At 44.6% G+C, this 13878-nt stretch carries 13 protein-coding genes and 2 tRNA genes; 2 read left to right on the top strand and 13 right to left on the bottom strand.

Annotated features, from left to right (window positions below; genetic code table 11):
- Positions 1 to 7: 7 nt before the first annotated feature.
- From CBI30_RS04900 to CBI30_RS04860, 9 genes are all read right to left on the bottom strand, one after another.
- Complete coding sequence (locus CBI30_RS04900) at positions 8 to 3130, bottom strand: efflux RND transporter permease subunit (RefSeq protein ID WP_088527198.1); 3123 nt, start codon at positions 3128 to 3130, stop codon at positions 8 to 10.
- A gap of 10 nt (positions 3131 to 3140) precedes the next feature.
- Positions 3141 to 4181 (bottom strand): efflux RND transporter periplasmic adaptor subunit, encoded by a 1041-nt coding sequence (locus CBI30_RS04895; RefSeq protein WP_088527197.1) that lies wholly within the window; start codon positions 4179 to 4181, stop codon positions 3141 to 3143.
- Complete coding sequence (locus CBI30_RS04890) at positions 4178 to 4750, bottom strand: hypothetical protein (protein WP_088527196.1); 573 nt, start codon at positions 4748 to 4750, stop codon at positions 4178 to 4180. The genes CBI30_RS04895 and CBI30_RS04890 overlap by 4 nt, the downstream gene beginning before the upstream one ends.
- Positions 4751 to 4763: 13 nt before the next feature.
- Positions 4764 to 6047 (bottom strand): TolC family protein, encoded by a 1284-nt coding sequence (locus tag CBI30_RS04885; RefSeq protein WP_088527195.1) that lies wholly within the window; start codon positions 6045 to 6047, stop codon positions 4764 to 4766.
- A gap of 70 nt (positions 6048 to 6117) precedes the next feature.
- Positions 6118 to 6453 (bottom strand): hypothetical protein, encoded by a 336-nt coding sequence (locus CBI30_RS04880; protein ID WP_052728767.1) that lies wholly within the window; start codon positions 6451 to 6453, stop codon positions 6118 to 6120.
- 212 nt (positions 6454 to 6665) lie between these two features.
- A complete protein-coding gene (locus CBI30_RS04875) occupies positions 6666 to 7001 on the bottom strand; it encodes a YnfA family protein (protein ID WP_046330089.1) in 336 nt (111 codons plus the stop codon).
- 17 nt (positions 7002 to 7018) lie between these two features.
- Positions 7019 to 7846, bottom strand: coding sequence for a cation efflux transmembrane domain-containing protein (locus CBI30_RS04870; RefSeq protein ID WP_052728766.1), 828 nt, complete (start codon positions 7844 to 7846; stop codon positions 7019 to 7021).
- A gap of 322 nt (positions 7847 to 8168) precedes the next feature.
- A tRNA-Arg gene (locus CBI30_RS04865) sits at positions 8169 to 8245 on the bottom strand.
- A gap of 38 nt (positions 8246 to 8283) precedes the next feature.
- A tRNA-Pro gene (locus CBI30_RS04860) sits at positions 8284 to 8360 on the bottom strand.
- A 24-nt stretch (positions 8361 to 8384) separates the two neighbouring features.
- Here CBI30_RS04860 and CBI30_RS04855 point away from each other — a divergent pair.
- Both CBI30_RS04855 and CBI30_RS04850 read left to right on the top strand, forming a co-directional pair.
- A complete protein-coding gene (locus CBI30_RS04855) occupies positions 8385 to 8786 on the top strand; it encodes a hypothetical protein (RefSeq protein ID WP_088527194.1) in 402 nt (133 codons plus the stop codon).
- 89 nt (positions 8787 to 8875) lie between these two features.
- On the top strand, positions 8876 to 10951 hold the full coding sequence (locus tag CBI30_RS04850) for a TonB-dependent receptor (protein WP_088527193.1): 2076 nt from the start codon (positions 8876 to 8878) through the stop codon (positions 10949 to 10951).
- Positions 10952 to 10959: 8 nt separating this feature from the next.
- Here the strand turns inward: CBI30_RS04850 and CBI30_RS04845 are convergent, their stop codons facing one another.
- Genes CBI30_RS04845 through ppk2 form a run of 4 tightly spaced genes read right to left on the bottom strand, consistent with a single transcriptional unit; the run spans position 10960 to position 13838 of the window.
- Positions 10960 to 11487 (bottom strand): chromate transporter, encoded by a 528-nt coding sequence (locus CBI30_RS04845; RefSeq protein WP_088527192.1) that lies wholly within the window; start codon positions 11485 to 11487, stop codon positions 10960 to 10962.
- Positions 11484 to 12056: a chromate transporter gene (locus CBI30_RS04840; RefSeq protein ID WP_088527191.1), complete on the bottom strand. Its 573-nt coding sequence runs from the start codon at positions 12054 to 12056 to the stop codon at positions 11484 to 11486. The genes CBI30_RS04845 and CBI30_RS04840 overlap by 4 nt, the downstream gene beginning before the upstream one ends.
- A complete protein-coding gene (locus CBI30_RS04835) occupies positions 12053 to 12880 on the bottom strand; it encodes a hypothetical protein (RefSeq protein ID WP_088527190.1) in 828 nt (275 codons plus the stop codon). The genes CBI30_RS04840 and CBI30_RS04835 overlap by 4 nt, the downstream gene beginning before the upstream one ends.
- A 49-nt stretch (positions 12881 to 12929) precedes the next feature.
- The gene (ppk2, locus tag CBI30_RS04830) at positions 12930 to 13838 is read right to left on the bottom strand and encodes a polyphosphate kinase 2 (RefSeq protein WP_088527189.1); all 909 of its coding nucleotides are present in this window, start codon (positions 13836 to 13838) and stop codon (positions 12930 to 12932) included.
- Between the last annotated feature and the right edge of the window lie 40 nt (positions 13839 to 13878).

Below are 13878 nucleotides of genomic sequence, written 5' to 3'. Positions count from 1 at the left end.
CTTTAAATTAAAATACTTCGTTAGTTTTCATATTGCTCAAGGCTATTTCAGATGCTTTTTTCCCGTAAAGCCAAAACATGGCTGGCGTTAAAAAAGTATCCAATAGGGTAGAACTGAGGAGCCCGGAGAAAATAACAACTGCTACTGGATGCAATATCTCTGTACCAGGACGCTCTGCTTCAAATAGTAATGGTGCCAAGGCAAAAGCTGTGACCAAAGCTGTCATTAGTACAGGACTTAAGCGCTCAATTGATCCGCGAATAATCATTGCCAGACTAAACGATTCACCTTCTGACTGCATCAAATTGAGGTAATGGCTAATTTTTAAGATTCCGTTACGCACAGATATTCCTGCTAGCGTGATAAATCCTATTAATGCAGCAATCGAGAGTGGCTGGCCTGAAATCCACAAACCAATCACTGCTCCGACCATAGCCAATGGAATGTTAGACATAATCATTAAAGATAAGCGTATGGACTTATAGCGATTATTTAAAACTGCAAACATCAAAAGAAATGAGCCAATTGATAGCAAGCCAATTACTTTAGATGCCTCTTCTTGCGCTTTAAATTGACCATCTAAAGTAATGAAGTATCCCTCTGGAAGGGTCTGATTAGAAATAACAGCTCTAATGTCAGCCACGATATCCGACAGGGCACGCTTGGAGGCATTAGCCGATAAGACAATTCTTCGCTTACCGCCGTCTCTGCTAATTTGATTTGGGCCATCCCCATCCTCAATGCTAGCAATTTTTGAGAGTGGAATTTTTCCATTTGGCGTATCAATCAAGATATCAGCAAGACCTTCTAAATTTCTTGCTGAGTCTGGTAACTTGATCACTAAGGCAAACTGTCGATTACCCTCAATAATTTGCGAGAGTCTCTCCCCTTCAACCATGCCCTGCAAGGTGGCCATAATCTGAGATGTTGAAACCCCGTATTGCGCTGCTTTATCGTAATCAATTCGGACCTTAATTTGTGGTGCTAAAACCTGCTTTTCTATTTCTAGATCAACTAAGCCTTCAATGCCCGCTAATTTGGATCTCAAAAGATCGGCTTGGCTACGCAGCACGTCTAAATCATCGCCAAAAATCTTAATCGCAATTTGCGACCGAACCCCGGAAAGCATGTGATCTATTCGATGTGAGATTGGCTGACCGATCGCAATTGCAGCGGGTAAGTTAACTAATCTTGACCTAATATCTGCCTGTATCTCAGCCATGGAGCGATCTAAATCACCCGCAGGCTTTAAACCAACATCTAACTCGCTAACGTGTACACCTTCCGCATGCTCGTCCAACTCTGCGCGGCCACTCCTGCGTCCAACATAAGTCACTTCAGGAACCTGCCTGACTAACTTTTCTGCTTGGCTAGCTACGCCTGCCGATTCAGAGAGAGAGACACCAGGATTTAAACGCAGTCCGATCAGTAAAGTCCCTTCGTTAAAGGGCGGTAAAAATGAGCTCGCCATAAAGGGAACACTGGCAGCAGCAACTATGACGGATGCAAAAGCATACATCAGAGGCTTTTTAGGCGCCGCTAACAACCTTGATAACTGAACCTCATAATGGCTTTTAAGCCAAGTGACAATCTTTGTATCGTGATCCCTCAGGGACTGCATTGAGGGCAGCAGATAAAAGCAGAGTACTGGCGTGATAGTGACTGAAACTAAAAGTGATGCAAGAGTAGAGACTATAAATGCAATACCCAAAGGAACAAATAGTCGCCCCTCTATACCTGGTAATGCAAATAATGGGATGAATACCAAAACGATGATGGCTGTAGCGTAGATAATTCCGGTTCTTACCTCAAGCGATGCGGCTCTCACAATCGCTAGTGGACTTAATTGATCTAAAGATGCTTTATCTAGATTTACTCTAAGGCGACGAATTACGTTTTCCACATCAACTACTGCATCATCAACTAGGCCGCCGATTGCAATGGCTAGGCCTCCTAAGGTCATCGTATTAATTGATAAACCAAAGTACTTAAAAACCAGGGCAGTTAAGAGAATTGAAACTGGAATTGCTGTTAATGAGATGAGGACCGGGCGAATTGTTCCTAAAAAGAAATACAGCACTACAGCAACAAAGATTGATGCGCCGATGAGCTTACCCTCTAAAGTGCTAATGGATGCATCAATAAAGCTCGCCTGCCTAAATGTTACTTTTGGAGCTTCCATGCCAGTTGGCAAGCCTTGCTTTAATTCTGCAATAGCTGATTCAATCTTTTTTGTAAGCGCTACCGTATCTGCTGAAGGTTGTTTTTGTACACCTAGGATGACTGCTGGCCCACCTTCATAACCGGCATCGCCTCGCTTAACTGCTGGTGCAAAAGTAATATCTGCAACTTGTCTTAAAAGTATTGTTTGTCCATTGCGGTTCGATACCGCAATGTTCTTTAAATCTTCAAGGCTAGAAGTTCGCCCTATATGACGAATAAGATACTCACGATTATTAGACTCAAGAAATCCACCAGACGTATTTGCAGAGTAGCCCCGCAATGCATCTTCAATCTGCAATATGCTAAGACCTAGCTCCGCCATACGACGAGTATTCGGTTGTACTTGAAACTGCCTGACTTGCCCGCCAATAGGAATGACTTGCGCTACCCCGGGGATAGCCATCAATCTGGGTCGCAAAACCCAATCAGCATACTCGCGAACCTGCATGGATGAAATCTTAGATTCATCAATCGGAATGGCAATTTGCATAACCTCACCCATGATCGAACTAATGGGCCCCATACGCGAAACAATGCCATCCGGAATTGCTCCGTCCATAGATGACAGTCTTTCTGAAACCATTTGTCTAGCGCGATAGATGTCTACAGACCAGTCAAAAGTAACATATATGAAAGAGAGACCAGCGCTAGATACTGAGCGAATGGCTTCTACTCCTGGTAAACCATTCATGGCCGTTTCGAGTGGGAATGTAATGAGTTGTTCAACTTCTTCTGAAGCCATTCCTCCAGCCTCAGTCATGATGGTGACAGTAGGCTTATTCAGATCGGGAAAGACATCCACAGGCATCTTGCTTAAGGTGTACGCACCATAGACCATAGATATAGCACTGAGCAAAATCACTATCATGCGATTTTTTAAGCTGAAATCTAATAACCAAGTAAACATGTCTTAGTCCTTAACGAATTTGATTGATGAGGGATGCCCCATCAGTAATGACTCGTTCACCATCTTTAATACCGCTAGTGATAACAATGTTTTGACCATCTAAAGGCTCATATACAACTGTTCTTGGCTCAAATATTTCTGGGGACTTTTTAATCCAAACAATTGTTTGGTTCGAGCTGCTTTTGACTAATGATTTTGAAGGCGCCTTTACTCCAGTGACCTTGCTATCGGTATTTACGAATACTCGAATGGGTTGGCCTATCGGTAAAAATTGGAGATCGTCCGATTTAGCAGAAAAAGTAAGAGGCAAGGCTTGCTCTCTGAGGGTCTGTCCACCACCGAGATACTTGAGCTCAATCACTTTGCCATTGACATCCACCTTGCCATCAGCAATGTTCTTACTCAGATTTGAGTCGTAGGCAAGCGCTTCTATTAATAGCTTGGATGGATTAACGACCTCAAAGATTAAATCTCTTGCTTGCACTACTTGGCCAGATACAACACCCGTAGTAGAAATAATTCCGCTCACTGGGGCTCTTAATTCCTCGTTCGCAACGGCCGCTTCTGCCTCTTCAATAGCCTTACGAGGGACCGTATCGCTAAGATCTCGCAAACGCTTTAGTCGACTTTCCGCAAGTGATCTTGATTTTCCTGGGCCAGCCTCTGGAGTTACATACGCCAAGACATCGCCTTTACTAACCTTCTGTCCGGGCAATGGAAAACCAGCTGGTCCCGGCGTAATACGGCCAGCAACAATCGCCTGCACCTTACCGCCAAAGTTAGGATCCATGATGACTTTTCCAGCTAAATCATAGGTTTTGGCATACTCCCCGAACTGGCCAGGAGTTGTCATCACGTGTAACTGGCGTTGCGCAGGCTTGGGAATAAAAAGACTGCCGTCCGACTGTCTTTTCGGGGCGTCGCCCTGAACTTGGGATGCTTCCGACTCGCCATGACCCGGCCCAGCGTGAACCTTAAAAGCAAATAGCGCCACAGATAAACCAATAAGGATAAATGGGCGAAATACAAAATCTCTATGTTTGCGATTCATACCCGCTCCTTGATTTGTTTAATTAACTTTTTTGTATGCGTCATCAACATCTCTTTCTTGCGATAAGACAAATAGGCAATTGCCATCAAGAGGCTGAAATAAAGCAAGATCTTTATTGCTGATTTCCAAGTGATCAATGAGGAGCGCTCAAAGGAGCTTAGATCGATAGTGGCTGCTAGTATGTCGATAACATCATCATCATTAATCGTGATAGTGATCGCAGTAGGCTGATCTTTAATTTTATTTTTTAGGCGAAAGAGATACTCTCCATCGCCATGAGGCTCTGAGCTAATTTTAGAACCCTCAAGCTCAATTTCAACCTTGGCTCCTTTGACCAATTCATTGGAGGAGTAGCGATCTAGGTAGAGCGTAATTTCCTTGCCGTTAATCACTCCTACCGCCTCATAGAGATCGGATTCAGCATAAAAGCGAGGTAATGATTGAGTTTGTGCAGTGGTGAGTTTTTCCTCCCCATGACCAGGCCCTGCATAAGCTGCCGATGCGATTGTCAGAGATAGCGCAATTAATAGTTTTGACGCCAACTGACTATATTTGTTCAATAAATTCATAGTTAAAGTGACCTTACTCTGGTAACAGGCCAAGGGCCTGTCGTAAATTTGAAACTGAAACTGCGTAATTGATTTTTGCAATCGCAGCCTGTCTATTTGCATCCACTGTTTCTAGCTCTATGCGTAGTCTTGTGGGCAAATCGGTTTCACCAAAGCGAAATGATTTGTCAAAAAATTGACGTGTTTCATTGGCTAAGTTAGACCTCTTATCTGCAGCGCCAAGCTTCATTTTTGCCGACTTCACTAAAGCCACATTTGATTCCACATTACTTAATGCAGACTCTCGCTCATAGGACAATCGAACCTCTGAATCGACCATCTCAGCTGTAGCACTGGCCAATCTATTAGTATTGCGAGCATCAGAACCAAAAGGAATTCTTAACCCAACAGCAACTGATTGCTGATAGGGAACGCCATAGACTTCACGGCCCTTAGTAGTCCATATTTGTAATTGTGGGGAAGCCCGAGTTTGAGACTTTGCTAAGTCAAGCGCTTTTTTAGCAACCTCTAACTGATCTACAAGGGCTGCAACGATTGGCAAACTAGAATCTAGTCCTGACAGGTTTTCAGGAACCTTAGGCAACGGTTCAATATTTTTAGCAATGTCACCGAATTGAATTTTCTTGAGGTACTCACTTCCCAATAAAGAACGCACCCTTTGCTCAGCATTAATGACGTTGGCCTGTGCTTCGACCAAAAAAGCTTCTGATGATGCGAGGGCGCCATTGGCCTGATGAAGATCTGCGCGAGATAAGTCTCCAGCCTTAAATCTCTTTTCAACATCAAGAGCTAAGCTCTTTGCATTCTCATTTCTGCGTAGCGCTAAATCAGACTCAATTTTTGATTTCTGGTAATTCCAATAGGCATCCCTTACTTCAGCTGCAATTCTCAATTGGGATAGATAGTATTGAGACAAAAGCTTTTTATATTCAGCATCCGCTAAATTAATTGAGCTTGACCGCTCATTCCATAACCACAGGGGGATATCTAAACCTAGTATGGTTTCACTAGCGCCTTGATTACTGTTAGTTCTATCGGTCTTTTGCGACACTTCCACCGAAGCTGGGCTTACCAAAAGGCTGCTAGCAATTTTTTGCCTAGCAAGCGCGGCCTCTACTCGATACTGATAGGACTTATAGTCAGGTTGGCGCTCCCATGAAGATTCATAGAAGGACTTTAAGGCCGACTCAGCTTTGCGCTCGCTATTAGCCAACGCTATTGGCGACCCCAATATAAAAACCAATCCAGTAAATTGAATGACGCAGCGACGAACTACGCCCGAATACTCTCGCAACATAAAAACTCCATTTGTTTGTTCAAAACAGAGTTAGCGAGAGGAGAAGAATTAGGTTAAGGCTCTCGCTAACTTAGGCGAGAGCGAGCCAATTGGGTTTTTCGGGGCGGTGAGGAGAAATATCGACTAAAAACTCTAATCGAGCATCTTCATAATGAAAGATGGTAGAGGTAACTGAAATGCTAAAAGTGGAATGCAATGCTGGAGAATGCGCCAAATGACAGACTCCACAATCAGAATCGTAGCTTGCAGAATCGCTAGCTGAGGCAATACTGACTGGCTTCTCATGCTCGTGATGTGAAACATGAGAAGCTGCTGCCTGCTCTTCTTGGCAGTAAGCAGAAACCGTAGCATAGGATGTTTGTATCGATAAAGCTAGCAGGGCCAGAATTATCAGGATTTTTCTCATGTTTCTATTACAGCATATTTCTTAGTATTTTGCATTATGAGCTTTCTCACAAACGCTTAATGGATTAGCTTTGGATAAAGATGTTACCGACAGCTCATACCAGTAAAACACCTACACACAATTATAGTGTTTCTTGATGTCCCTAGGCAGAATCGACCAAAGCTTAGGATGCCCGACTCTGTATCTAGACTGTGGTTTTAAACAACATGCCACTAGCTCCTACTAAATGGTTGAAAAGCGATAATTGCCATACCAATTAAGGCGACTATTGCCCCAACTACATCCCACCTTGTCAGTTCAATTCCTTCAACTAGTCTGAGCCATATCAGAGCAACGACAATATACATACCGCCATACGCCGCATAAGTTCTACCTGCGGCGGTAGGGTGAAGGGTTAGCAACCACGCAAATAATAGTAGAGATACTATCGCTGGCAAAAACAACCAAGCAGGCTTATCTTGTCTCAATACAAGCCATGGAAGATAACAACCAATAATCTCGGCTACAGCCGTAATAGCAAATAGTCCTGTGAGTTTTATAAATTCCAAATTACCCTCTTTTAGCTTTACTTCAAACGCAGTATACGAATAGCACCGCTTAATACTAAGAATCCGATAACTAGTCCAATGACCCAATCTGGATAGGGGCTATTGAGCCAAACCACCAATACACCAGCAACAATAACTCCTAGATTTGCCAAAACATCATTGGCGGAGAAGATATAACTGGCTCGCATATGAACGCCATCATTCTTGCGTTTAGATATTAGATATAGGCAGGTGACATTAACCGTCAAAGCAAGTAGCGAAATCCAAATCATGGCATTGGGTTCAGGCATTGTCCCAATGTAAATTTGATAACCCGTACGCCAAAAAGCAAGAGCAGTTAAAAGTAATTCAACCACACCAGCTAATTTAGCGGCTTTGAGCTTATGCTGTGCGGCTTTACCAACGGCATATAAAGCCACCACATAGACTGCGGCATCGGCAAACATATCCAAAGCATCAGCAATAAGCCCTGCCGATTGGGCAATCCAGCCCGCAATAATCTCAACAAAGAACATCAATCCGTTTAATGCCAAGAGCCAAATTAAGACTTTTCGCTCTTGAGCATCTTTGGCGGCATCCAATTGAATTGGCTTAATTTCAAAGTCTTCTAATACTTGGCTGCTTTCAATCTTTGCCCCAAAACCTAAGGGAACTAATTTATCGAGAACCACATTAGGCTCTTCGCTATGACAAATGATTAATTTTCGATTGGGAATATCAAAATCCATCGTGTGTATTGATAATGAGCCCAATGCCATGCGGATCATCTGCTCTTCCGATGGACAATCCATAGCAGGCACGATGAATATGGTTTTAGAGATTGAGGGATTGAGATGATTTGACATTAAATCAGTAATGTAGCGTAATTTTTGAGGATCATGAGGATAGACCGCTTTTGGCCTATCTCTGCCACCCAAACACCGCCAACTAGCCAGTTTTGAATGTCTGCAAGCCACCCCATAAGAGCCATCCAACCGTCACGTAACCGTACGCTACACAGTCGGGTCAAACCGACACCCGATCATCAGGTTCAAAAATTTCGACTGAATTGCTCATAGTCCGCCAGGATCCCCCACGCTAGACCAAGGCCACACTTACGCTAACCAAGCTCATCTATGATCAGACTATAGTTAATCCAATGAAACAGCTTGAATTGCTTGAGGTTTTTGGCCTGCCCAGCACGATTCGAACGTGCGACCTACGCCTTAGAAGGGCGTTGCTCTATCCATCTGAGCTATAGGCAGTGAGTACTGGGACTGAAATACTTAAAACAAAGAGATGGTGGTCGGAGTACAAGGATTCGAACCTTGGACCCCCTGCTCCCAAAGCAGGTGCGCTACCAGGCTGCGCTACACTCCGACGGAATCGATATTCTACACCCAGATGGCCCAATGGGGCAAATCCTGTAAGATTCGGGGTATGGGCGCCTTATATTTAAGCAAATTTAGAAAGCAGCTGAAGGGGTTTATCGCCCTCAGCTTTCTACTGGCCAGCTTATTAGGTACCCACTGGATCGGCTTCGCTCACGGCATTGCTCACTCCGGAATTCATCACCAGAACACTGAGCTCAGTTGTGTAGATCAAGCGCCAACTCTTGGGCATAGTTCAGCTAGTTGTCATTTACTTGACGCACTCACTCTTGCTGGCTTTATTACCTCAGAACCCAATCATTTCATTGGCATCAACTTCTTTCGTGAAGTGCAATTGGTATCGGCCGACTCTTCACTAACCCGAATTCATATTGGGCTATACCAATCAAGAGCCCCGCCTAGCTTCATCCTGTAAATCGCCCGACACGCCAAACTGAATTGTTTGGCAATTAGATTTATTGCACCACTCAAGAAGTGGCATGCATCAGGAATGAAGGAAATACCATGCATCAAATCAATCAGCCATTGGCTAAGCAAAAGCTAATCTACATACTGGTTTCAGGATTAATTAGTACTGCCGCCTTTGCGCAATCTCAACCCTCTCTTGAAATAACGGCAACGGGATCTCAAGAAGCAACTCAAAGTATTTTGACTCCGACCAAGATTTTGCAAGGTGATGAACTACTAAATAAACTCGGCGGCACTCTAGGCGCCACATTAGCCAATGAGCTAGGCGTATCCGCAACGGGTTATGGTGCGGGATCTTCCCGTCCAGTCATTAGGGGCCTTGAAGGGTCTCGAGTACAAATTTTGCAGAATGGCTTATCTGTTGGTGACGTATCCAATATCTCGCAAGACCATGCTGTTGGCAACAACATGCAAAACACGCATCAAGTAGAAATTTTGCGTGGTGCCGCTGCCCTACTCTACGGATCCGGCTCGAGTGGTGGACTCGTTAACGTGGTCAACGATCGCATCTTGACGAACTTACCTGATAGACCAACAGGAGCAATCAACACAAGCTATGAAACGGTTAATAATGGAAGGGCTGGCTCGGTAGAGGTCGATGGTGCATTTGGTTCTGTGGCTGTTCACGTAGATACGGCGATTAACAATGCAAATAACTACACTATTCCAGGTAGCTCTATTCAGTCACCCGGAGGATGGACAGTTCCACCGGCTGGTGTTGATGCAATAAATTACACTGGGAAGCTACCTAACACCTTTAGCAATCAAAATAATTTAGGGGTTGGCGTTTCTTATGTTGGGCAAAACGGCTATACCGGTGTATCAGTCGAACGCTTGAATAATAACTACGGCATACCAACGCCTGAAGGTGGATCCATCAACCAGTCGCAGAATCGCTACGACTTACAACATCAAACCCGTGATCCCTTTGCAGGATTCTCATCATTCAAATTTAGCGCTGCGAATTCCAATTACAACCATACTGAATTTAACAATGCGGGTGAGGCGGCATCTTTATGGAAGAACATCGCCAATGAAGCGCGTTTTGAGTTTGCCCATAACCCCTTAGCTGGCTGGAAAGGTACCTTTGGCGCACAAGTATCCGCAGCATCACTAAACGCCACTGAAGTAGGCTCTGGAAGTTATGCGATCGTTCCGCCAACTAAAACCAATTCGAATGCCTTGTTTTGGATTGAGGAAGGAAAATGGAATTCCTTGCAAGGCAATTTAGGTCTGCGTTATAACAACGTTGCGCAAAAACCGAATTTAGGAACCGAGCTGGTAACCGAACCCGTAAATACTGGTGGTGATACGCCCGCCATTACCTTACAAAACCGCAACTTTAATTTAATGTCCTACTCTGCTGGCGGTTTATGGAACTTTATGCAAGGTCATGGTGCCGGTGTTGCCTACACCGTTTCTCAACGCGCCCCTAGTGCCCAGGAACTGTATTCATATGGAGCTCATGAATCAACGGCCACCTTTGATATCGGTAATCCGAATCTAAACAAAGAGACCTCACATAACCTAGAGCTCAATATTCAGAAGACCAGTGGTTTATTGCGCGGCAAAGCGAGTGCCTATGCCAACCGCTTTAATAATTACATCTATGGTTATTACACCGGTCAATCCGTCCCCGCAGTAGAATACTTCTCGGTAGTAGTTGCACAACAGGCTGCAGCTACCATTAAAGGTGTTGAAGGTGAGCTTACTTATAACTGGCAGCAGCATGGTGTGGGTGGGCGTGTGTTTGGCGATGCCTCTCAGGGTAGTTTTGATGCTGGTGGAAACCTGCCACTGCAGCCAGCTCCACGCTTAGGCGCAGAAATTGCGCATCAACAGAATGGTTGGCTTACCAATGCCACTTACATCTATAGCTATCAGCAAAATAGATTAGCAAGTTGGGAGCAAGGCCCTGCTCCGAGTTACAACTTACTCAATGCAGGCATCTCATATACAGAGAAAATTAAGGATGTGAACTGGACTGTGTATATGAACCTGAAGAATTTACTCAATGAGCAAATTCGGTACGCTACTACACCAATGGCGGTCAGACTTTATGCCCCCCAACCAGGAAGAAGCTTGATGGTGGGATTAAGGGGTACCTTCTAAACCCTGGGCTATTTCAGATAAGTCATGAGCAGCGCACCAAATCCTCCAGATCCTAAAATAACCCATACTGGGTTAATTTTGGTTTTGAGGATGAGGTAAAAACTTACTAAAGCAAGTGCCGCAGTAATTCCACTCACGATGGATGCCTTGCCAACGGCATAAACTCCAGAAGCCATCAGTCCAAGAGAAATGGGTTCCAAAGCATTCTGAACAGCTCTTCGCCAAGGGCTTTCGCCAAATCGATTCCACAGCCTGCCAACGTAAAAGCAGAGAATGCTAGAGGGCAAGAAGAACGAAAGCAAAACAACGCCGGCACCAATTAGACCGGCCAATTGGTAGCCAATGACCAATACCATCAGCATATTGGGCCCAGGAGCCAGTTGACCAAAGCTGTAGATATGGACAAATTGGGTATGGTCGATGCCAAACTGATGAGCCAGCAAGGATTGCATCTCAGGTAGGACTGCAGTGCCGCCCCCTACCGCCAAAATGGATAGCAATGCAAAACTGAGAGTGAGCTGTATTAAAAGGCTCATACGCCCTGACGTGGACGGTAAAGGTAGATCGCTATGGGAGCCATGATCAATAACACTATTGGCAGAGATAGCTTGGCAATACTCATCAATATAAAGGTGGCGACAATAATGAGAAGTGATTTGAGATGACGCCAATTATCCTCACCGATTCGGTAAGTGATCGCTGCTAGTAGGCCGCTAGCAGCGGCTGCAATGCCAATCAAAATCAAGTTTGCTAGAGGGTGATCTGAGGCGCTGGCGTACAAAATTCCCATACCTAAAACAAATAAACTGCCCGGCAAGATTAAACCAATGGTGGCAATCAATGCCCCTAAGGCGCCGCGCAGATGGTCCCCAGATAACACGGCCATATTGACTGAATTAAGGCCGGGCATTGTTTGGCTAATCGCCAGGTAGGCCATGAACTCATCTGCAGATAACCACTTACGATTTTCTACTAAAAGGATGCGTTCATACGCCATAATCCCACCGCCAAAGCTAATGGCGCCAATCAAGAGAAATTGAACGAATATATCGCTCAGCTTAGGAGAATTTAGTTTAGCAATCGAAATGTCAGTAGCTAGAGTCACTCTGGCTTTCCATAAATTAAAGCCGTTTTAGTGCTGCCAATTTCCAGCCAGTCAGCCAACTCAATTTGCAGGTTTTTAAAGAATTTATCCGCACGCTGATGCGCTTTTTCTTGCGAGCGATTTTGATCATTTACTCGATAGGAAAATGCCAACTCCCCCACAATCGGATCGCCAACACTCTTCATCCAAATAGCGATATCGCAATGCGCTTGCACCCCATCCCCAAAAACCAAATTACCGATTGGCAAGCAAGCTTCGAGAATTTTGTTGGTACTCCCACCCACAATACGCAGTGGCAATTTTTTATTAATGGGTAGATCGACTAGGCCAGGGAAAAACTTGCCCACACTAATGAGGCTTCGATCAAATAGATTATCCAAAGGAACGGCATCTAAAATAGCGTTGTTTGAATAGATTGTTCGCTTTGTCCCAAGAACATCGCCACGCAATATCTCCTCCTTCAAGCGCATTCTTGATTTGATCTTTTTATTGGGACTTGGATCGAATTGAGAAGATTCCGAAAGATCGCTCGCTCGGCATTTTAGAGTTACCTCACACCAATCATCAACCCAAACATTTTGGCGGGATTCACGAACCCGCAAGATAATGTTGTTGCGGCGAAAATCTTCTCCGGGCGTATCGTAAAAGTAAATATTGCGAAGGCCAGTAGTTGCATTATCTAAGTGGAAAAAATCCACCTTACTTTTTTTGCAAAACTTGAGTATCTGATCACTCAAAGCCGTAATCCTGCTCCGACGATCCAAGCCTTTTGGCTTAATCAGGAGCTTAAACTCCCGATTGGTAATCGATTCATGTAACTTCATAGTGTTAACCCCCCAATATGATTAAGAGATTAACACTTTCTGCAAATACTTAGTACACCTCGGGTACGTACATATTGCGAGGCACTGGGCCACGCAAGTAATCAGGATTATGTACGCGGGCCGGCAAGGTAATTTCTGGGTGATTAATTTCTTTATAGGGAATTTGATCTAGCAGATGCGTGATGCAATTTAAGCGTGCCTTTTTCTTATCATTGGCCGCTACAACCCACCATGGCGCCTCAGGGATATTGGTACGCTCCAACATAGTCTCTTTTGCCTTGGTATAAGCTTCCCAATGGCGACGAGCATCTAGGTCCATTGGACTCAATTTCCACTGTTTGAGTGGGTCATGAATACGCATCATGAATCGGTTGTACTGCTCATCATCGGAAATAGAGAACCAGTATTTAATTAAGATAATTCCGGAGTTAATCATCATGCGCTCAAGATCTGGAACCGTTCTGAGAAACTCTTCGTACTCATCATCAGTACAAAATCCCATGACCTTCTCAACACCAGCACGGTTGTACCAACTTCGATCAAACAGCACAATCTCACCGCCTGCAGGTAAATTCGATATGTAGCGCTGAAAATACCACTGCGTCTTTTCTCGTTCGCTTGGAGCTGTCAATGCTACAACTTTACAAACGCGGGGATTTAATCGCTGAGTAATGCGCTTAATTGCACCGCCCTTACCAGCGGAATCGCGACCCTCAAATAAAACCGCGACTTTGAGCTTATTCTCTACAACCCAGTCTTGAAGCTTAACCAGCTCCCCTTGCAAACGAAACAGCTCTTTGAAATAGACTTGGCGAGGGATAACGGAGCCGCTGCCACCATCTGGGGATAGGCGGGCATCATCGAGCTCCATTTCGAGCTCTTCATCCATGCTATCCAGTATCTCTTCTTGGGCACGCTGATACCACTCAGCCATCTCTTTGTGTTTTGTTGACGTCATTTCTTCCTCTTAGGCATTCTTTTCTTTGTATTCCAAGGAT

Origin of the sequence: Polynucleobacter aenigmaticus (genome assembly GCF_002206635.1) — a bacterium.
GTDB lineage: Bacteria > Pseudomonadota > Gammaproteobacteria > Burkholderiales > Burkholderiaceae > Polynucleobacter > Polynucleobacter aenigmaticus.
Note: the sequence above shows the minus strand (reverse complement) of the source record. Positions and strands in the feature narration are given on the sequence as shown.

Coding starts and splice junctions, on each gene's coding strand:
- CBI30_RS04900 (WP_088527198.1), bottom strand. CDS start 3,130: ATGTTTACTTGGTTATTAGATTTCAGCTTAAAAAATCGCATGATAGTG.
- CBI30_RS04895 (WP_088527197.1), bottom strand. CDS start 4,181: ATGAATCGCAAACATAGAGATTTTGTATTTCGCCCATTTATCCTTATT.
- CBI30_RS04890 (WP_088527196.1), bottom strand. CDS start 4,750: ATGAATTTATTGAACAAATATAGTCAGTTGGCGTCAAAACTATTAATT.
- CBI30_RS04885 (WP_088527195.1), bottom strand. CDS start 6,047: ATGTTGCGAGAGTATTCGGGCGTAGTTCGTCGCTGCGTCATTCAATTT.
- CBI30_RS04880 (WP_052728767.1), bottom strand. CDS start 6,453: ATGAGAAAAATCCTGATAATTCTGGCCCTGCTAGCTTTATCGATACAA.
- CBI30_RS04870 (WP_052728766.1), bottom strand. CDS start 7,846: ATGTCAAATCATCTCAATCCCTCAATCTCTAAAACCATATTCATCGTG.
- CBI30_RS04855 (WP_088527194.1), top strand. CDS start 8,385: ATGGCCCAATGGGGCAAATCCTGTAAGATTCGGGGTATGGGCGCCTTA.
- CBI30_RS04850 (WP_088527193.1), top strand. CDS start 8,876: ATGCATCAAATCAATCAGCCATTGGCTAAGCAAAAGCTAATCTACATA.
- CBI30_RS04845 (WP_088527192.1), bottom strand. CDS start 11,487: ATGAGCCTTTTAATACAGCTCACTCTCAGTTTTGCATTGCTATCCATT.
- CBI30_RS04835 (WP_088527190.1), bottom strand. CDS start 12,880: ATGAAGTTACATGAATCGATTACCAATCGGGAGTTTAAGCTCCTGATT.
- ppk2 (WP_088527189.1), bottom strand. CDS start 13,838: ATGACGTCAACAAAACACAAAGAGATGGCTGAGTGGTATCAGCGTGCC.